The sequence below is a fragment of the Vibrio japonicus genome (assembly GCF_024582835.1).
Lineage (GTDB): Bacteria > Pseudomonadota > Gammaproteobacteria > Enterobacterales > Vibrionaceae > Vibrio > Vibrio japonicus.
On the sequence record NZ_CP102096.1, the window covers coordinates 2,200,368 to 2,219,321 of the forward strand.

11 protein-coding genes, 4 tRNA genes, 3 rRNA genes and 1 other annotated feature are annotated in these 18,954 nt (G+C 46.4%); of the genes, 6 read left to right on the plus strand and 12 right to left on the minus strand.

Annotation, left to right across the window (positions count from 1 at the left end; genetic code table 11):
- Positions 1–7: 7 nt before the first annotated feature.
- The 10 genes from NP165_RS10370 to rluD form a co-directional block, all read right to left on the minus strand.
- Positions 8–84 (minus strand) — tRNA-Trp (locus tag NP165_RS10370).
- Positions 85–119: 35 nt separating this feature from the next.
- Positions 120–196: transfer RNA gene (locus NP165_RS10375), tRNA-Asp, on the minus strand.
- Between the two features lie 30 nt (positions 197–226).
- A 5S ribosomal RNA gene (gene rrf, locus NP165_RS10380) occupies positions 227–343 on the minus strand.
- A gap of 105 nt (positions 344–448) precedes the next feature.
- Positions 449–3,339, minus strand: a 23S ribosomal RNA gene (locus tag NP165_RS10385).
- A 316-nt stretch (positions 3,340–3,655) separates the two neighbouring features.
- A tRNA-Ala gene (locus NP165_RS10390) sits at positions 3,656–3,731 on the minus strand.
- A gap of 43 nt (positions 3,732–3,774) precedes the next feature.
- Positions 3,775–3,851 (minus strand) — tRNA-Ile (locus NP165_RS10395).
- A gap of 64 nt (positions 3,852–3,915) precedes the next feature.
- Positions 3,916–5,467 (minus strand): 16S ribosomal RNA (locus tag NP165_RS10400).
- Together the 16S, 23S and 5S rRNA genes with 4 tRNA genes alongside form the textbook arrangement of a ribosomal RNA operon.
- Before the next feature lie 529 nt (positions 5,468–5,996).
- Complete coding sequence (clpB, locus tag NP165_RS10405) at positions 5,997–8,570, minus strand: ATP-dependent chaperone ClpB (RefSeq protein WP_257083892.1); 2,574 nt, start codon at positions 8,568–8,570, stop codon at positions 5,997–5,999.
- 113 nt (positions 8,571–8,683) lie between these two features.
- Positions 8,684–9,412 (minus strand): peptidoglycan editing factor PgeF, encoded by a 729-nt coding sequence (pgeF, locus tag NP165_RS10410; RefSeq protein WP_257083893.1) that lies wholly within the window; start codon positions 9,410–9,412, stop codon positions 8,684–8,686.
- 2 nt (positions 9,413–9,414) lie between these two features.
- Positions 9,415–10,392: a 23S rRNA pseudouridine(1911/1915/1917) synthase RluD gene (gene rluD / locus NP165_RS10415; RefSeq protein WP_257083894.1), complete on the minus strand. Its 978-nt coding sequence runs from the start codon at positions 10,390–10,392 to the stop codon at positions 9,415–9,417.
- 135 nt (positions 10,393–10,527) lie between these two features.
- On the opposite strand from rluD, the gene bamD reads away from it, so the two are divergent.
- The 4 genes from bamD to yjjX all read left to right on the plus strand — a co-directional run bounded on the left by bamD (position 10,528) and on the right by yjjX (position 14,132).
- The gene (gene bamD / locus NP165_RS10420; protein ID WP_257083895.1) at positions 10,528–11,253 is read left to right on the plus strand and encodes an outer membrane protein assembly factor BamD; all 726 of its coding nucleotides are present in this window, start codon (positions 10,528–10,530) and stop codon (positions 11,251–11,253) included.
- Between the two features lie 514 nt (positions 11,254–11,767).
- Complete coding sequence (gene hpf, locus NP165_RS10425) at positions 11,768–12,103, plus strand: ribosome hibernation-promoting factor, HPF/YfiA family (RefSeq protein WP_257083896.1); 336 nt, start codon at positions 11,768–11,770, stop codon at positions 12,101–12,103.
- Between the two features lie 127 nt (positions 12,104–12,230).
- Positions 12,231–12,351: a sequence feature (Phe leader region), on the plus strand.
- A gap of 14 nt (positions 12,352–12,365) precedes the next feature.
- Positions 12,366–13,544, plus strand: a complete 1,179-nt coding sequence (pheA, locus tag NP165_RS10430) for a prephenate dehydratase (protein WP_257083897.1) — start codon at positions 12,366–12,368, stop codon at positions 13,542–13,544.
- 54 nt (positions 13,545–13,598) lie between these two features.
- Positions 13,599–14,132, plus strand: coding sequence for an inosine/xanthosine triphosphatase (gene yjjX / locus NP165_RS10435; RefSeq protein ID WP_257083898.1), 534 nt, complete (start codon positions 13,599–13,601; stop codon positions 14,130–14,132).
- Positions 14,133–14,212: 80 nt separating this feature from the next.
- Here the strand turns inward: yjjX and trpR are convergent, their stop codons facing one another.
- A complete protein-coding gene (gene trpR, locus NP165_RS10440; protein ID WP_257083899.1) occupies positions 14,213–14,509 on the minus strand; it encodes a trp operon repressor in 297 nt (98 codons plus the stop codon).
- An 18-nt stretch (positions 14,510–14,527) separates the two neighbouring features.
- Entirely contained in the window at positions 14,528–16,480 is a 1,953-nt protein-coding gene (gene sltY, locus NP165_RS10445) for a murein transglycosylase (protein ID WP_257083900.1), read from the minus strand.
- 264 nt (positions 16,481–16,744) lie between these two features.
- Here sltY and ettA point away from each other — a divergent pair, with 264 nt between their 5' ends.
- Together ettA and NP165_RS10455 are read left to right on the plus strand one after the other, a co-directional pair.
- On the plus strand, positions 16,745–18,412 hold the full coding sequence (ettA, locus tag NP165_RS10450) for an energy-dependent translational throttle protein EttA (RefSeq protein ID WP_257083901.1): 1,668 nt from the start codon (positions 16,745–16,747) through the stop codon (positions 18,410–18,412).
- A gap of 166 nt (positions 18,413–18,578) precedes the next feature.
- Positions 18,579–18,950: a PilZ domain-containing protein gene (locus tag NP165_RS10455; protein WP_257083902.1), complete on the plus strand. Its 372-nt coding sequence runs from the start codon at positions 18,579–18,581 to the stop codon at positions 18,948–18,950.
- Positions 18,951–18,954: the final 4 nt, after the last annotated feature.

Here is an 18,954-nt window from a genome sequence, read left to right on the forward strand (position 1 = left end):
TTAAATATGGCAGGGGTGGAGAGATTCGAACTCCCAACACGCGGATTTGGAATCCGCTGCTCTGCCAATTGGAGCTACACCCCTGAAGTTCGTGTTTAATGAGACGACTCTCGAATAAGTGGCGGAGCGGACGGGACTCGAACCCGCGACCCCCGGCGTGACAGGCCGGTATTCTAACCAACTGAACTACCGCTCCGCACTGGTTAGACCTAAGTCTAAATTTAAAGCCTGGCGATGTCCTACTCTCACATGGGGAAACCCCACACTACCATCGGCGCTAATTCGTTTCACTTCTGAGTTCGGCATGGAAATCAGGTGGGTCCAAATCGCTATGGTCGCCAAGCAAATTCTTACTCTCTATTTCTAGAGAAAATCTGGAAAGCTGTTTTGTGTTCTCTACACATTCAATGTTCTTACTTTGAGTCCATCAAAACCCTTTGGGTGTTGTATGGTTAAGCCTCACGGGCAATTAGTACAGGTTAGCTCAACGCCTCACAACGCTTACACACCCTGCCTATCAACGTTCTAGTCTCGAACAACCCTTCAGGACTCTCAAGGAGTCAGGGAAGACTCATCTCAGGGCTCGCTTCCCGCTTAGATGCTTTCAGCGGTTATCGATTCCGAACTTAGCTACCGGGCAATGCGTCTGGCGACACAACCCGAACACCAGAGGTTCGTCCACTCCGGTCCTCTCGTACTAGGAGCAGCCCCCTTCAATCTTCCAACGCCCACGGCAGATAGGGACCGAACTGTCTCACGACGTTCTAAACCCAGCTCGCGTACCACTTTAAATGGCGAACAGCCATACCCTTGGGACCGACTTCAGCCCCAGGATGTGATGAGCCGACATCGAGGTGCCAAACACCGCCGTCGATATGAACTCTTGGGCGGTATCAGCCTGTTATCCCCGGAGTACCTTTTATCCGTTGAGCGATGGCCCTTCCATTCAGAACCACCGGATCACTATGACCTGCTTTCGCACCTGCTCGAATTGTCATTCTCGCAGTCAAGCGGGCTTATGCCATTGCACTAACCTCACGATGTCCAACCGTGATTAGCCCACCTTCGTGCTCCTCCGTTACTCTTTGGGAGGAGACCGCCCCAGTCAAACTACCCACCAGGCACTGTCCTCACCCCGGATGACGGGGCTAAGTTAGAACATCAAACATACAAGGGTGGTATTTCAAGGTCGGCTCCACCGATACTGGCGTACCGGTTTCAAAGCCTCCCACCTATCCTACACATGTAGGCTCAATGTTCAGTGCCAAGCTGTAGTAAAGGTTCACGGGGTCTTTCCGTCTAGCCGCGGGTACACTGCATCTTCACAGCGATTTCAATTTCACTGAGTCTCGGGTGGAGACAGCGTGGCCATCATTACGCCATTCGTGCAGGTCGGAACTTACCCGACAAGGAATTTCGCTACCTTAGGACCGTTATAGTTACGGCCGCCGTTTACCGGGGCTTCGATCAAGAGCTTCGACCGAAGTCTAACCCCATCAATTAACCTTCCGGCACCGGGCAGGCGTCACACCGTATACGTCATCTTACGATTTTGCACAGTGCTGTGTTTTTAATAAACAGTTGCAGCCACCTGGTATCTGCGACTCTCAATAGCTCCATCCGCAAGGGACTTCACCGTCAAGAGCGTACCTTCTCCCGAAGTTACGGTACCATTTTGCCTAGTTCCTTCACCCGAGTTCTCTCAAGCGCCTTGGTATTCTCTACCCGACCACCTGTGTCGGTTTGGGGTACGATTCCTTACAATCTGAAGCTTAGAGGCTTTTCCTGGAAGCATGGCATCAATGACTTCACACCCGTAGGTGCTCGACGTCGTGTCTCAGCCTTAGAAAGAGCCGGATTTACCTAACTCTTAAGCCTACGCACTTGAACCTGGACAACCGTCGCCAGGCCCACCTAGCCTTCTCCGTCCCCCCATCGCAATTGTAAGAAGTACGGGAATATTAACCCGTTTCCCATCGACTACGCTTTTCAGCCTCGCCTTAGGGGTCGACTTACCCTGCCCCGATTAACGTTGGACAGGAACCCTTGGTCTTCCGGCGAGGGGGTTTTTCACCCCCTTTATCGTTACTCATGTCAGCATTCGCACTTCTGATACCTCCAGCAAGCTTTACAACTCACCTTCAACGGCTTACAGAACGCTCCCCTACCCAATGCAGTAAACTGCATTGCCGCAGCTTCGGTTTATAGCTTAGCCCCGTTACATCTTCCGCGCAGGCCGACTCGACTAGTGAGCTATTACGCTTTCTTTAAATGATGGCTGCTTCTAAGCCAACATCCTAGCTGTCTAAGCCTTCCCACATCGTTTCCCACTTAGCTATAATTTGGGACCTTAGCTGGCGGTCTGGGTTGTTTCCCTCTCCACGACGGACGTTAGCACCCGCCGTGTGTCTCCCGGATAGTACTTACTGGTATTCGGAGTTTGCAAAGGGTTGGTAAGTCGGGATGACCCCCTAGCCTTAACAGTGCTCTACCCCCAGTAGTATTCGTCCGAGGCGCTACCTAAATAGCTTTCGGGGAGAACCAGCTATCTCCAGGTTTGATTGGCCTTTCACCCCTAGCCACAAGTCATCCGCTAATTTTTCAACATTAGTCGGTTCGGTCCTCCAGTTGATGTTACTCAACCTTCAACCTGCCCATGGCTAGATCACCTGGTTTCGGGTCTATATCCAGAGACTGAGCGCCCAGTTAAGACTCGGTTTCCCTACGGCTCCCCTAGATGGTTAACCTTGCCACTGAATATAAGTCGCTGACCCATTATACAAAAGGTACGCAGTCACAGGACAAAGCCTGCTCCTACTGCTTGTACGTACACGGTTTCAGGTTCTATTTCACTCCCCTCACAGGGGTTCTTTTCGCCTTTCCCTCACGGTACTGGTTCACTATCGGTCAGTCAGTAGTATTTAGCCTTGGAGGATGGTCCCCCCATATTCAGACAGGATATCACGTGTCCCGCCCTACTCGATTTCACTGAATGTGCGTTGTCAACTACGGGGCTATCACCCTGTATCGCCGGACTTTCCAGACCGTTCGTCTAACGCATATAAAGCTTAAGGGCTAGTCCAATTTCGCTCGCCGCTACTTTCGGAATCTCGGTTGATTTCTTTTCCTCGGGGTACTTAGATGTTTCAGTTCCCCCGGTTCGCCTCTTGCACCTATGTATTCAGTACAAGATACGTGCTTATGCACGTGGGTTTCCCCATTCGGAAATCCCAGACTCAAGTGGCTTTTACTGCCTAATCTGGGCTTATCGCAAGTTAATACGTCCTTCATCGCCTCTGACTGCCAAGGCATCCACCGTGTACGCTTAGTCACTTAACCATACAACCCCAAAGAGTTTCGCGGAGCGAATCTTGAGGATGTTGTTTAAACAACCAAAGTTGCTATCTCATTATTTGAATGAGCGAGATAGCTTTCGATTTTGCCGGACTCAATTTCTTTTTATTTTACTTTTTATAAAAGTGAAAACAAAAAGCCAAGAACACTTGAATGTGTTGTTTTGGTGTTTGTCATAAAGACAAACATTGAGAACTTTACAAACAACAATAAATTGTTGTTTTGTCAGCTTTCCAAATTGTTAAAGAGCTAGATTCATTAAAGAACCATTTTTAAACACACTCGCAAGAATGCTTAAAGATGGTGGAGCTAAGCAGGATCGAACTGCTGACCTCCTGCGTGCAAGGCAGGCGCTCTCCCAGCTGAGCTATAGCCCCATCAAGGTGTCGATACTGTATGCCAATCTCCTGGGAGGAAGATTGGTGGGTCTGAGTGGACTTGAACCACCGACCTCTCGCTTATCAGGCGAACGCTCTAACCACCTGAGCTACAGACCCAGTATCGTCTCTTAAACTATAAACATATCAATCTGTGTGAACACTCATCGCAATAATCATCGTATAAGGAGGTGATCCAGCGCCAGGTTCCCCTAGCGCTACCTTGTTACGACTTCACCCCAGTCATGAACCACAAAGTGGTAAGCGTCCTCCCGAAGGTTAAACTACCTACTTCTTTTGCAGCCCACTCCCATGGTGTGACGGGCGGTGTGTACAAGGCCCGGGAACGTATTCACCGTGGCATTCTGATCCACGATTACTAGCGATTCCGACTTCACGGAGTCGAGTTGCAGACTCCGATCCGGACTACGACGCACTTTTTGGGATTCGCTCACTCTCGCAAGTTGGCCGCCCTCTGTATGCGCCATTGTAGCACGTGTGTAGCCCTACTCGTAAGGGCCATGATGACTTGACGTCGTCCCCACCTTCCTCCGGTTTATCACCGGCAGTCTCCCTGGAGTTCCCACCCGAAGTGCTGGCAAACAAGGATAAGGGTTGCGCTCGTTGCGGGACTTAACCCAACATTTCACAACACGAGCTGACGACAGCCATGCAGCACCTGTCTCAGAGTTCCCGAAGGCACCAATCCATCTCTGGAAAGTTCTCTGGATGTCAAGAGTAGGTAAGGTTCTTCGCGTTGCATCGAATTAAACCACATGCTCCACCGCTTGTGCGGGCCCCCGTCAATTCATTTGAGTTTTAATCTTGCGACCGTACTCCCCAGGCGGTCTACTTAACGCGTTAGCTCCGAAAGCCACGGCTCAAGGCCACAACCTCCAAGTAGACATCGTTTACGGCGTGGACTACCAGGGTATCTAATCCTGTTTGCTCCCCACGCTTTCGCATCTGAGTGTCAGTATCTGTCCAGGGGGCCGCCTTCGCCACCGGTATTCCTTCAGATCTCTACGCATTTCACCGCTACACCTGAAATTCTACCCCCCTCTACAGTACTCTAGTCTGCCAGTTTCAAATGCTATTCCGAGGTTGAGCCCCGGGCTTTCACATCTGACTTAACACACCACCTGCATGCGCTTTACGCCCAGTAATTCCGATTAACGCTCGCACCCTCCGTATTACCGCGGCTGCTGGCACGGAGTTAGCCGGTGCTTCTTCTGCAGCTAACGTCAAATGAATGTGCTATTAACACACCCACCTTCCTCACTGCTGAAAGTACTTTACAACCCGAAGGCCTTCTTCATACACGCGGCATGGCTGCATCAGGCTTGCGCCCATTGTGCAATATTCCCCACTGCTGCCTCCCGTAGGAGTCTGGACCGTGTCTCAGTTCCAGTGTGGCTGATCATCCTCTCAGACCAGCTAGGGATCGTCGCCTTGGTGAGCCCTTACCTCACCAACTAGCTAATCCCACCTGGGCATATCCTGACGCGAGAGGCCCGAAGGTCCCCCTCTTTGAGCCGAAGCTATTATGCGGTATTAGCCATCGTTTCCAATGGTTATCCCCCACATCAGGGCAATTTCCCAGGCATTACTCACCCGTCCGCCGCTCGACGCCGATATCGTTCCCCGAAGGTTCAGATATCTCGTTTCCGCTCGACTTGCATGTGTTAGGCCTGCCGCCAGCGTTCAATCTGAGCCATGATCAAACTCTTCAATTTAAAGTTTTGATTCCCTAAATAAATAGGGGAGGCTCAATGAATACTGACTTCAAAACTACTAATGTAATTTTAAAGCTATTATCGTCCCAACAGAACGATAATGAATTGACTGTGCTGAATCCGAAGATTCAATGGTCACTTCGTATCATTGAAACCTAAATTGTTTCCGAAGAAACTATTTGGATTATCATCAACGAGTGCCCACACAGATTGATAGGTTTATATTGTTAAAGAGCTTGTTTTGAGACCCTCTCAAAACGGACGGCCATTTTAGCGAGATAACCAATCGTGTCAAACACTTTTTCGTTATTTCTTTGAAAGTAAGTAATCTTAACTTTCACCGTCTTATTGCCTTGCTTCTCAGCTCGGTTTCCCGTGGCAACGGAGGCGCATTATAGGGAGGAATTAGGAATGCGCAATAGAAAATATGAAAAAAACTCGCACTTCGGATTCGTTCGTTCACATTTCAACCAAACCGCATTAAAGATAAACAAAAAGGGCCTTGATAGGCCCTTTTAAGTTAACTGAATTACTGATGTGCAATGATCTGGTCGTTGCTGACTACCAACTTGATTGGTTTGTCTGGCACAACATTCCCCGCCAATATCTCTTTGGCTAATGGGTTTTCGACACTTTGTTGGATCGCACGCTTCAATGGACGAGCACCATATACAGGGTCAAATCCAACTTGAGCGATATGCTCTAACGCTTTATCCGAGACTTCTAGTACAAAGCCTTTTTCTTCCATTCTCGACGCTAAGCGTTTCAACTGAATAGAAGCAATAGACTTAATGTGGTCTTGTCCGAGCGGGTGGAACACGACACTTTCATCAACACGGTTGAGGAACTCGGGACGGAAGTGTTTGCTAACGACATCCATCACCTGCTCTTTCATACCTTCGTAATCTAGTGAACCGAAATTCTCTTGAATACGTGTTGAGCCTAGGTTAGAAGTCATGATCACCACTGTATTACGGAAATCGACCGTTCTACCCTGCCCGTCAGTTAGGCGACCATCATCCAATACTTGAAGTAGAATGTTGAATACGTCTGGATGCGCTTTTTCCACTTCATCAAGAAGAATGACTGAATAAGGCTTGCGTCTTACTGCTTCAGTTAAGTAGCCCCCTTCTTCATACCCCACATAACCAGGAGGAGCACCAACGAGTCGAGCAACCGAGTGTTTCTCCATGAACTCTGACATATCGATACGAACCATCGCATCTTCACTGTCAAACATGAAGCTCGCTAGTGTTTTACATAACTCAGTTTTACCCACCCCAGTCGGACCTAAGAATAGGAATGAACCAATTGGTCGATTCGGATCTGATAAACCAGCCCGACTACGGCGGATCGCATTCGATACCACTTCCACCGCTTCCATTTGGCCAATCACACGTTTGTGCAATACTTCTTCCATACGTAGCAGCTTCTCTTTTTCAGCTTCTAGCATTTTAGAAACCGGAATGCCCGTTTGTTTCGAGAGCACTTCAGCTATTTCGTTGTCTGTTACCTTATTGCGTAATAAGGTCATCTCTTGCATTTCAGCTTGTGTCGCGAGATCGAGTTGTTTCTCTAGCTCGGGGATTCGGCCGTACTGAAGCTCAGACATTCGATTCAAATCACCCGCTCGACGCGCGAATTCCATATCCATACGCGCTTGTTCAAGCTCGGACTTGATATGCTGCGTACCCGAGAGCGAGGCTTTTTCCGCATTCCAAACCTCTTCAAGCTCGGCAAATTCACGTTCTTTCTCTGACAATTCCTCATTGAGAATATCTAAACGCTTTTCACTCGCTTCATCATGCTCGTTAATCAAAGCTTGCTGCTCGATCTTGAGTTGGATAATTTTACGTTCCAGTTTGTCTAGCGATTCTGGTTTAGAGTCAATTTGCATCCTGATGCTTGAAGCTGCTTCATCAATCAGGTCAATCGCTTTATCCGGCAATTGACGATCCGATACGTAGCGATGCGACAAACTCGCTGCGGCGACGATCGCTGGGTCGGTAATTTCTACATGGTGGTGCAATTCGTAGCGCTCTTTCAAACCACGTAAAATCGCAACGGTATCTTCAACCGTTGGCTCATCCACCAGCACTTTTTGGAATCGTCGTTCTAACGCCGGATCTTTCTCAATATACTTACGATATTCATCTAATGTGGTCGCTCCGACGCAGTGAAGTTCGCCACGAGCTAGCGCAGGCTTGAGCATATTACCGGCATCCATCGAACCTTCGCCTTTACCCGCACCGACCATGGTATGCATTTCGTCGATAAAGAGGATAATGTTGCCTTCTTCTTTAGCCAGTTCGTTCAGGACCGATTTCAAGCGTTCTTCGAACTCACCACGGTATTTGGCCCCCGCCACTAACGCGCCCATATCCAACGCCAGTACGCGTCGGCCACGAAGACCTTCCGGAACCTCGTTATTAATGATACGTTGAGCAAGTCCTTCAACAATAGCGGTTTTACCAACACCAGGTTCACCTATGATCACAGGGTTGTTTTTAGTACGACGTTGCAGCACTTGAATAGTGCGACGAATCTCATCGTCTCGTCCGATCACCGGATCCAGTTTGCCTTGCTCGGCTCTTTCTGTCAGGTCGATAGTAAACTTCTCAAGTGCTTGACGAAGTTCCTCAGCATTCGGATCATTGACTTTTTGCCCGCCGCGAACTTTATCTATCGCTTCATTGAGTTTGGTCTCTGTGAGACCTTGTTCTTTTAAAAGCGCGCCTAATGGGCCACGATCTTGTATTGCTGCAAGCAAAAATATTTCTGAGGAGATGTAAGCATCTTGTCGTTTCTGCGCGACTTTATCGCACAAATTAAACAAGGTGCCCATTGAACTGGATAATTGAACATCGCCACCGATACCACTTACTTTCGGGAAACGATCTAGGATCTCACTTAGCTTGGAACGAAGCTGCGTCACATCGACATTGAGCATTGTTAGCAGCGGTCGAATTGGACTTCCGTCCTGATCCATAAGAGCCACCATCAGGTGTGCTGGCTCAATGTACTGATGGTCGCGGCCCAACGCCAATGATTGAGCGTCAGATATTGCGATTTGGAATTTGCTTGTGAATCTGTCAAGACGCATATCTACCTTCCTAACCTCAAATAAGAGAATTCTTTTGACAGTATGAAAGATGGTTACGTCTGCTTAGATTTTCAAGGGGAGTATGTTAGGTTTCCCTAAAATTAACAAGATGGCTACTCTTCAATCCAGATAAAACTAGCTTGACGGCCGGTGATGCCATCACGGCGATAAGAATAAAAACGCTCTTTATCTTCAACCGTACAAAGGTCACTGTAATAAACTTGGTTTACCCCAGCTTTATTTAAACGTTGAGTGACCAACATGTTCATGTTGGCTAGCCACTTACCTTGGACTTGTTTTGGAGAGAAAGCATTAGTCGCTTGGGATTCAAAACGGGTAAAAGCATCGACTACGTCTTGGCCAACTTCAAAGGCCTCTGCACCAATAGCTGGCCCAATCCACGCCATCACATCGCCTTCAAACTTAGCAACCGCCTGCTCAACAATACCGTTGGCCAACCCTCTCCAGCCCGCATGCACGGCAGCGACTTGGGTTCCGCGAGTATTTGTGAGTAACACAGGCAGGCAATCGGCCGTCATTGCGCTACACACAACGTTGGCCGAGCTGGTAAATAGACCATCCGCATCCAGAACATTCATCGTTGGCTCGCTAAGCTCCAGCACTACCGTTGAGTGAGTCTGATTGAGCCAAACAGGTTTGCTTGGCATATCGGAGTGCTCAAACAACCACTGACGATTTTTATCTACAGTGGCGGCATCATCCCCAACATGATCACCAAGGTTTAACCCATGGTAAGGCGCACGTGAAAAGCCACCCACACGAGTTGAAGCAAAAGCTTTTACCTTATTTGGTGCTGGCCAGTTAGGGATGATCATTTCCATGATTAAAACTCTTCTTCTAAACCATGTTCTTGCGTGTCTTGACGAAGCGCTTCCGCCATTTCGACCATGTCATCAGGGACTGGCGCGTGAAACTCCAGTACTTCACCCGTAATTGGGTGCTCAAACCTTAGCATCACTGCGTGTAAGGCTTGACGATCAAAACTACGGATTTTCTCCGCTAGCTCTTCGGATGCCCCTGATGGAATACGTGCACGACCGCCATACGCACTATCGCCTAATAACGGATGCTGCAAGTACGACATATGCACACGGATTTGGTGAGTACGACCCGTTTCTAGACGCAAGCGAATACGCGTATGCTCACGGAAATGCTCCGCAACACGGTAGTGAGTCACCGCTGGTTTACCCATAGGGCTCACTGCCATCAGTGTGCGTTTCGTTGAGTGACGACCAATTGGTTGCTCTACCTTACCACCCGCCGTCATACGACCAATCGCGATAGCTTCATATTCTCGCGTGATATTGCGTTTCTGTAGAGCGCGAACCAAACGAGTTTGAGCTGGAACGGTTTTCGCTACCACCATTAAGCCAGTGGTGTCTTTATCAAGACGGTGAACGATACCCGCACGAGGTACTTCTGCGATCGCAGGGTAATGGTGTAACAGCGCGTTTAGCACTGTACCATCGGGTGTACCCGCCCCAGGGTGAACCACAAAGTCACGAGGCTTGTTGATCACAATGATATCATCATCTTCGTAGACGATATCTAAAGGAATATCCTGCGCTTCCCAGCGCTCCTCATCTTCAAGTTCCGCTTGCAGAGTTATGACTTCACCGCCCATAACTTTCGTACGCGGCTTTGTAATGATTTCACCATCAACCTGGACTTTACCTTCCAAAAGCCACTCTTTTAGTCGAGAGCGTGAGAAATCGGCGAATAATTCGGCTATAGCCTGATCTAGGCGTTGGCCTAACTGGCTATCTTTTACTGTGTTGGTTAATACAATCTGCTGAGCCATATTGAACTTTTTTAAAAACAGTGAGACTAATTGTCACTACTATGGAAAAATATACTATTCGGACATTGTATCTGTTACTGCCCAGAAAGTAACGGAAGCAACAGAAATAATTATCTCAAGGAATCGAATCCTGACATGAAAAAGCATACTTTATCTGGCTTATTGGCACTATCAATACTGGTTGGCTGTTCTAGCAGCGAAGAGGTTGTTCCGGATGTACCACCATCTGAACTTTACTCAGAAGCACAACTTTCGCTTCAAAGTGGTAACTGGTTATCTGCCATCAGTCAGCTTGAGGCTTTAGACTCTCGCTATCCTTTTGGTGCTTACTCTGGACAAGTCCAATTAGACCTTATCTACGCTTACTATAAGAATGATGATCTCGCTTTAGGTTTGGCAACTATTGAACGATTTACACGCCTAAATCCAACTCACGAGAAACTGGATTGGGTTCTTTACATGCGTGGCCTGACCCACATGGCACAAGATCGAAACTTTATGCACGATCTTTTTAATATCGATAGAGCAGATCGCGATCCAGAACCTGTGAAGAAAGCATTTTCAGACTTCAAACGTTTATTAGAACGTTATCCAAATAGTTATTATGCCCAAGACGCCCAAAAGCGTATGTATGCGCTTAAAAACCGTTTGGCGGAATATGATTTAGCGACGGCCGATTTTTACCTTCGCCGTGAAGCTTGGATTGCGGCAATTAAACGAACGCAAGAACTGCAGAAAACGTACCCTGACACAGAAGCCGCACGCAAATCATTAAAAATCCAACTTGCTGCCTATAAAGAATTAGGATTGAAAGATGCGGTTGCAAATACAGAGAAGCTAATTGAGTTAAATCCTCTGTAACACCTGAGTTTTGATTATTCCTCGAAAGCCGCCGATGACATGGCGGCTTTTTTGTGTCGCTTATTCATCCAAACACATCCTAGCTCGACCCTGCATCTTTCGCTCGAGACAAATCGAGCAACTATCCAGTAAACGTGATCAAGTAAAAGCAAGAATGTATAGAACGTTTAGATAGGTCTGAAAAAGGAAGAGAATAGCTAAATGATGGCGTGCTGAATATTTTGGAAGAAAACTCACATTTTCAATTGGTTAAGTGACGAGCAATACGTTTTATTAAGCCGAGCCACAGCCCTAAAAAGTAGAATATTTTTAGTAGCTTACTCTTCCCAATCTAATGAGTTTTTTGCTCAAAACAAGCTTTTTCATCCAACAACACCGTTACTCTTTGAGTTAGATCACGTTTGAATTTAGTCACTCAAACACCCCGCGAAATAATGATCTATGTCACGTTATTTTGCATGAAGATGGGTAATCTGGAGTTAACCCATGAGGGATGACACAGAGGAAAACATTTATGAAAGTAAACATCACTGGTAAAAACATCGACATCACCTCTGCAATCCGCACTCATATTGAGAGCAAATTTAAAAAGCTGGAAAAGTGGCAAGTAGACATCATTGGTTGTCAGGCAACCTTCAGTGAGGAACCGAATAAACAGAAGAAATTTGAGGCGGTTATCACTGTACCTAAAGGTCAACTTATCGCATCCGCTTCACATGAAGATTTATACGCTGCCGTTAACGAGGTAGAACAGAAACTAGAACGTCAGCTAAACAAACTACGCCATAAGCCTGAAGCTCGCCGCGCTGATAAGCCTGAGCTTGAAGAGACCGAAGTAGAAACGGAATAAACTCTACCAAATTAGGATATTTGCAGAGGAATCAGTAATAGCGCCGGAAAGGCGCTATTTTTTTGCTTGACGCCCCGTAAACGGTTGCTTATTGTGGTTTGAGTTTCACGATAAAGTAACAATTTATGAACCATACAACCCTGTTCTTTTTTGACTTCTTTTTTCTCCACTAGGTCTGGAGGCTCTCTCGTTTTCGAAAGATAAGTCAAAAACGAACAGAAAGCCTCCCAACGGGAGGTTTTTTTATTTTAAGGAATACAGGATGACTGAACAAAAATACTCGCTTGAAGAAATTCGTTTAAGGTTAAATGAGCTCGATGACCAACTATTAAGGCTACTATCTGAGCGCAGAAAGATGAGTATTGAAGTAGCAAAAAGTAAAGTTCAGACGTCAAAACCAGTCCGAGATGCCGCCCGAGAACAGCAACTATTGGTGAAGCTTATTAATGCAGGAAAAGATAAGTACGACCTTGATGCCCAATACATCACTAAACTTTTCCATACCATTATCGAAGACTCTGTCCTCCTTCAGCAGGGATATTTACAGAACCTCGCCAACCCTGAGTTAAGCCGCAAACCATTAGCACGTGTTGCGTTTCTTGGTGCGAGAGGTTCATATTCTCACCTAGCGAGCAGAGAATTCTTCAGCCGTAAAAACACTGAACTCGTCGAATTGAACTGTGACCATTTTAAAGAGGTCGCCAATACCGTTGAGTCTGGCCACGCAGACTACGGCGTGCTTCCAATAGAGAACACAAGTTCTGGCTCAATTAATGAAGTTTACGACCTTCTACAACACACCACGTTATACATTGTTGGGGAATTAACGCTGCCGATTGAACACTGTTTGGTAGCCACATCTGAGCTACGTTTAGAAGACCTAAAAACCTTGTACTCTCACCCGCAACCCCACCAGCAATGCAGTGAGTTTTTGAGCAAACTTAAAGGTGTGAAACTAGAATCTTGTGCAAGCACAGCCGATGCTATGAAAAAAGTAAAAGAGCTAAACCGCGACGACGTAGCCGCAATAGGCAATGCATCAAGCGGGAAGCTATATGGTTTGCAGTCTATCCAAGGCAATATTGCTAATCAGACAGAAAACCATACACGCTTTATTGTGGTAGCGCGTAAACCCGTCGAAGTTTCATCACAAATCCCAGCAAAGACAACACTGATCATGTCAACCTCTCAAGAGGCAGGCTCTTTGGTAGAGACCTTATTAGTCCTTCAAAGATATGGCATTAACATGATGAAACTAGAGTCGCGCCCTATTATGGGGAACCCTTGGGAAGAGATGTTCTACGTCGATCTTGAAGCTCACTTAGATTCTGATGAGATGCAACGAGCGATAAGTGAACTCACGAAAATTACTAAACACTTAAAAGTGCTTGGCTGCTACCCGAGAGAAAATGTACAACCCACTCAGGTTAAATTGCCGTAATACCAGCACAATGAATTCAACCGCAGCCCAAACCGACCACGTAAGGATTTATCGATGCCAGTGAAGAAAGTTGTCGTCGCTTCGCTTAACCCAGCTAAGATTAACGCTGTAAAAAGTGCATTCATAGCAACGTTTCATCAAGAGAATTTTGAGTTTGTTGGTGTGAGTGTTGCAAGTGGCGTAGCCGATCAACCGATGAGCAATAGTGAAACACACCGTGGTGCGCTAAATCGAGTAAAAAATGCAAAGTGCCACCTGCCCGATGCTGACTACTATGTCGGGTTAGAAGCCGGTATCGAAGAAAACGTTACCTTTGCATGGATGGTCATTGAAACAGACACACACCGAGGAGAGTCTCGCTCGGCCAGTTTGATGCTCCCACCGATTGTCATTGAGAAGTTGCCTAATGCGAATGAGTTAGGTGATGTCATGGATGAAGTGTTTGGGACAGACAATATCAAGCAAAAAGGTGGCGCGATAAGTTTACTTACGCAAGATCAGCTCACTCGAAGCAGTGTGTATCACCAAGCTCTCATTCTTGCTCTTATCCCATTCACTAATCCAGAGCATTTCCCATCAAATCTGTAGATTAGAAACGAGGAAAAGAACGATAAGAATCGTTTGATAATTATCATCCTCATAAAAATAGAAAAGGTGCCAATGGCACCTTATTTTCTTTCCAGCAATTGCGCAATCTCACTCTTCTCGTCATCCGATTTTGACTTCAGCTCGTTTGAGCCTCGAGTGATAGTTGCAACCCCAACCCCAAGTAACTGACTGATTTGCCTCTGAGAAAGCTCACCTTTTAGTAATTCACGAAAAATATTTACGCGTGATATCAACGATTCTCTCTCATCTGGACTTAACAGCATGGTCAGTAGCATTTCATGCTGATCTGACTCAGTGCTACTTTTAACTAAATCCAAAATTTGTTGCCACTCAGTGTACTCGGGTTTGGTCGCCATACTCTCCGCCTAAGGCTATCAATACCTGGTGTTGATTTCATGTTGATTTAGGAAAGCGCCATCAACACCCATCAGGTCTCTGTAATAGGTTTCAAACATCAAGATATTTTGGACATACCCACGAGTCTCATTAAATGGAATTGCTTCAATAAATGAATAAGCATCCAATTGACCTTGAGTACGATTACGCCATGTTTTTACTCGATGCGGACCCGCATTATACGCAGCAAGAGCAAAAATTCGATTGTTATCGTACTGCTCCAGTAGCCCTTTGAGATAATGACTGCCTATTTCAATGTTTTTGCCTACCTCGAAGAGTTCGTTACTGCCACTGTAGTTAATCTCATACTTACGAGCGGTGTATTTCGCTGTTGAAGGCATAATCTGCATGATACCTCGCGCACCAACTGGCGACTTGGCTTCCACATCCAATGCGCTTTCCTGACGAGCTAACGACATGAGAGTAATAGGATCTATGCTGTGCTTTTCCCCATAAAAATTGAACCACTTATGGTGAGCAATCGGAAATCTCAGCTGCATGTTATCCCACATTTTTGCTTCAATCGTCGCAGTCACCGACAGGTTATGCCAGTTCTTATAAGAAGCGTAAGCAGCGAGCATCTCTTTTTGGTTTTCATCCACTTTTGACAGTAACCAACGCCATTCACTTTTTGCGGCTGCTATTTTGTCTCGCTCAACCAGTTCTTCAATACGCGCCAAAGAACGCATGAAAGGCTGAATAGACTGCTTATCCAATTGAATGGTTGTTACCGGATAATTGATAGAACGCTTAACTTCTTTGGCTGCTGCAACACTATAGAAGTTTCGTTGACCGACCAAAGCCTCTAGACGCTGCTGGCCTTCTAGAGTTTTTCCGGTGGCCAATTCACTTCTGCCTAACCAATACTGCCAACGCAATGACTGCTTCGGCTCTTCAGGAAGAAGGCTTATCCATTTCTTTACGCCTTTCCAATCAGCATGTTGAATCGAAAGCCGGATTCGCCTCTCAAGCAAAGAGACATTACCCGTGGTTGCAATTTTGCTGTCTCGCCACTTGATTAGTGCGCGATTATTAGTATTGATGAGTCGAAACGCGATGTAGTCAGCTAGGCTTTGCTCATCCGATGCTGTCAGCTTTTGTGCTGTAGCCACCTGCGTCAATTTGCTCTGTGCTAATACAACATTTTGACGAGCCAACTTTTGTAACGCCAATTTAGTTTGCTGCTGGTAGAAAGATGTTTGAGGATGCTGTTGAGCAAATTCCAACACTGTTTCAGGCTTATCGAACAGAGCCTTCATTTCAATCGCTTGCTGCTTCGCTTCTTTACTCGCAAGAAGTTTAGCCAAGTACCCCATCATTGAACCGTTACGAGACTCAAACGAGAGTAACATCCGCCCAATTATGTGCTCATCTGTTCGCAACCCAGCGTCATTCCAAGCACCAAACAATGAATCACAAGCCTCTGAAACACTGCCACCAGATTGCCACAACAGCTCAGCCCCTTTAAACGCCTCTGCTTTGTTACCTTGCTTATAAAGCGCAGTGTAATAATGACACTGATAAGTTTCGCCTTTTGGTACTGTTGTCTGGAATTCCAGTAACGTCTTCCACTGGTTCGTTCTCGCTAAGCTACTGAGATAAGGTGCACTGATGCGAGCTGAAAACGGGAAGTCTTTGTGAGACTGCATAAACTGCTCAACTTCCTTTGGCGAGCGCTGTGATAGATCAACCAAAAAAGCGCGATAATCAACGTAAGGCGTCAGGGGATAATCAGAAATTTGGCCACGAATCTCCTGATATTTATCAATTTGTTTGTGGTCTAGGTATTCCTGCGCTTGATCATAAACCTCTCTTTGATGAGAGAGATTCGTCGCCATTGAAGATGTGGCATAGCCCGCGCTGCAAACCATCGAGGCAACCACAGCCAGCGATGAAGGAATGCGATGCAGCGACTTTGAAAACGTCAACATGGTGGATTGTCTTCCTATTGAGAACAATTGAACGAACTGCTAAATGTGAGTTCATTCTACGTATCGCAATCATTGCCAGTAAAGCAATTGAATGTAAATTCACACAACTGTGACAGTTGCCCTGATTTACCCTATCTAATAAATACAAAACTATTGATAGGCGCTATTAATTTGACCACATACACTCTTTAGGGAGTAACAAACGTGGCTGGCTTGGTATAAAATAGTCGTTTACGTGAATTGAAATTTTAGGAACGATCGGCAATGGCTGAATACGTATATACCATGTCGCGGGTGAGCAAAATTGTTCCACCTAAGCGTCAAATTCTGAAAGACATCTCTCTGAGCTTTTTCCCTGGTGCAAAAATTGGTGTTTTAGGTCTAAACGGTGCAGGTAAATCTACCCTTCTACGCATCATGGCAGGCATCGATACTGACATTGATGGCGAAGCACGCCCACAGCCAGGCTTGAACGTAGGTTACTTGCCACAGGAGCCGGTTCTTGACGAATCAAAGACCGTCCGTGAGATCGTAGAAGAAGCGGTATCAGACGTAGCTGGTGCGCTGAAACGTCTGGATGAAGTATATGCGGCTTACGCTGAAGAAGGTGCTGATTTCGATGCGCTAGCTAAAGAGCAAGGTGAACTTGAAGCGCTGATTCAAGCGAAAGATGGTCACAACCTCGATAATGCGCTAGAGCGCGCTGCTGATGCACTTCGTCTTCCAGAGTGGGATCAAAAGATCCAACACCTATCTGGTGGTGAGCGTCGCCGTGTTGCTATCTGTCGTTTGCTTCTAGAAAAACCAGACATGCTACTGCTAGACGAACCAACCAACCACCTGGATGCAGAATCCGTTGCTTGGCTAGAACGCTTCTTGGTTGATTACTCAGGTACCGTTGTTGCGATCACCCACGACCGTTACTTCCTAGATAACGCTGCTGGCTGGATTCTTGAACTTGACCGTGGTGAAGGTATTCCATGGGAAGGCAACTACACCTCTTGGCTAGAGCAGAAAGATGCACGTCTACAACAAGAAGCATCACAAGAGAGCGCTCGTCAAAAGACCATCGAGAAAGAACTTGAGTGGGTACGTAAGAACCCTAAAGGTCGCCAAGCAAAATCTAAAGCGCGTATGGCTCGCTTTGAAGAACTGCAAAACACTGATCACCAGAAGCGTAACGAAACGAACGAACTGTTTATCCCGCCAGGTGAGCGTTTGGGTGACAAAGTAATTGAAGTCAATAACCTGACGAAATCGTTCGATGGCCGCGTTCTGATTGATGACCTGTCTTTCAGCATGCCGAAAGGTGCAATCGTCGGTATCATCGGTGCCAACGGTGCGGGTAAATCGACTCTGTTCAAGATGCTAAGTGGCACTGAACAGCCGGATTCAGGCACCATCGAAATGGGCGATACAGTGAAACTGGCATCTGTTGAGCAGTTCCGTGACTCAATGAACGACAAGAACACGGTATTCCAAGAGATCTCTGAAGGCGCTGATATCATCAAGATCAACAACTTCGAAATCCCTGCACGTGCCTACTGTTCACGTTTCAACTTTAAAGGCTCAGATCAACAGAAAATCATTGGTGAGCTTTCTGGTGGTGAGCGTAACCGTGTACACCTTGCAAAACTGCTTAAAGCTGGCGGTAACGTACTGCTACTCGACGAACCAACCAACGACCTTGATGTTGAAACACTACGTGCGCTAGAAGAAGCACTGCTGGAGTTCCCTGGTTGTGCAATGGTTATCTCGCACGACCGTTGGTTCCTAGACCGTATTGCTACGCACATCATCGACTACCGTGATGAAGGTCAGGTTAACTTCTACGAAGGTAACTACACCGAATACATGGAATGGTTGAAGAAGACTCTCGGCCCTGAGGCTGCAGAGCCACACCGTATCAAATATAAGCGTATCGCAAAATAATACGCTTGAATTTCGTTCAAAAGCCGCTTAACTTAGCGGCTTTTTTTGGTATATTGCTCTACGTGAAATTAAGTTATCGTTCTATCAATATTGAGAATTAAGAACAAATCCGCATTGTGGCTATGCTTATTCTGATACTGTTAGCCATCAAATGAGGAGAAGAGCTATGATTGAACGACGCCGTTTCTCACGTATTGTGTATCTCGCGCAGGCTGAAATGAGTCAAGGGTCAAACACGATCAATGCGACTATTTATGATCTCTCCTTGCACGGGCTGCTACTGATGAGCGATCAATCTTCTGAACTCAATGAGTCGGAACAAGTGAATGTAACGTTTACGCTTTCTGAAAGCGATGTCACGATCCAACTAATAGCGAATATTGTTGGAGTTAATAACAATATGATTCGTCTAAGTATTGATCATATTGATATTGAAAGTATCGGACACCTAAAACGTTTAGTTGAATTAAATGTAGGAAACGACGAGCTTCTTCATAGGGATATCGAGAGTTTGTCTGATCTGGGTGAATACACCTAACGAA

Excerpts from the sequence above, each read along its gene's own strand:
- bamD (WP_257083895.1), top strand. The coding sequence starts at position 10,528 with ATGAAAAAGCATACTTTATCTGGCTTATTGGCACTATCAATACTGGTT.
- ettA (WP_257083901.1), top strand. The coding sequence starts at position 16,745 with ATGGCTGAATACGTATATACCATGTCGCGGGTGAGCAAAATTGTTCCA.
- clpB (WP_257083892.1), bottom strand. The coding sequence starts at position 8,570 with ATGCGTCTTGACAGATTCACAAGCAAATTCCAAATCGCAATATCTGAC.
- yjjX (WP_257083898.1), top strand. The coding sequence starts at position 13,599 with ATGCCAGTGAAGAAAGTTGTCGTCGCTTCGCTTAACCCAGCTAAGATT.
- hpf (WP_257083896.1), top strand. The coding sequence starts at position 11,768 with ATGAAAGTAAACATCACTGGTAAAAACATCGACATCACCTCTGCAATC.
- NP165_RS10455 (WP_257083902.1), top strand. The coding sequence starts at position 18,579 with ATGATTGAACGACGCCGTTTCTCACGTATTGTGTATCTCGCGCAGGCT.
- trpR (WP_257083899.1), bottom strand. The coding sequence starts at position 14,509 with ATGGCGACCAAACCCGAGTACACTGAGTGGCAACAAATTTTGGATTTA.
- rluD (WP_257083894.1), bottom strand. The coding sequence starts at position 10,392 with ATGGCTCAGCAGATTGTATTAACCAACACAGTAAAAGATAGCCAGTTA.
- pgeF (WP_257083893.1), bottom strand. The coding sequence starts at position 9,412 with ATGGAAATGATCATCCCTAACTGGCCAGCACCAAATAAGGTAAAAGCT.
- pheA (WP_257083897.1), top strand. The coding sequence starts at position 12,366 with ATGACTGAACAAAAATACTCGCTTGAAGAAATTCGTTTAAGGTTAAAT.
- sltY (WP_257083900.1), bottom strand. The coding sequence starts at position 16,480 with ATGTTGACGTTTTCAAAGTCGCTGCATCGCATTCCTTCATCGCTGGCT.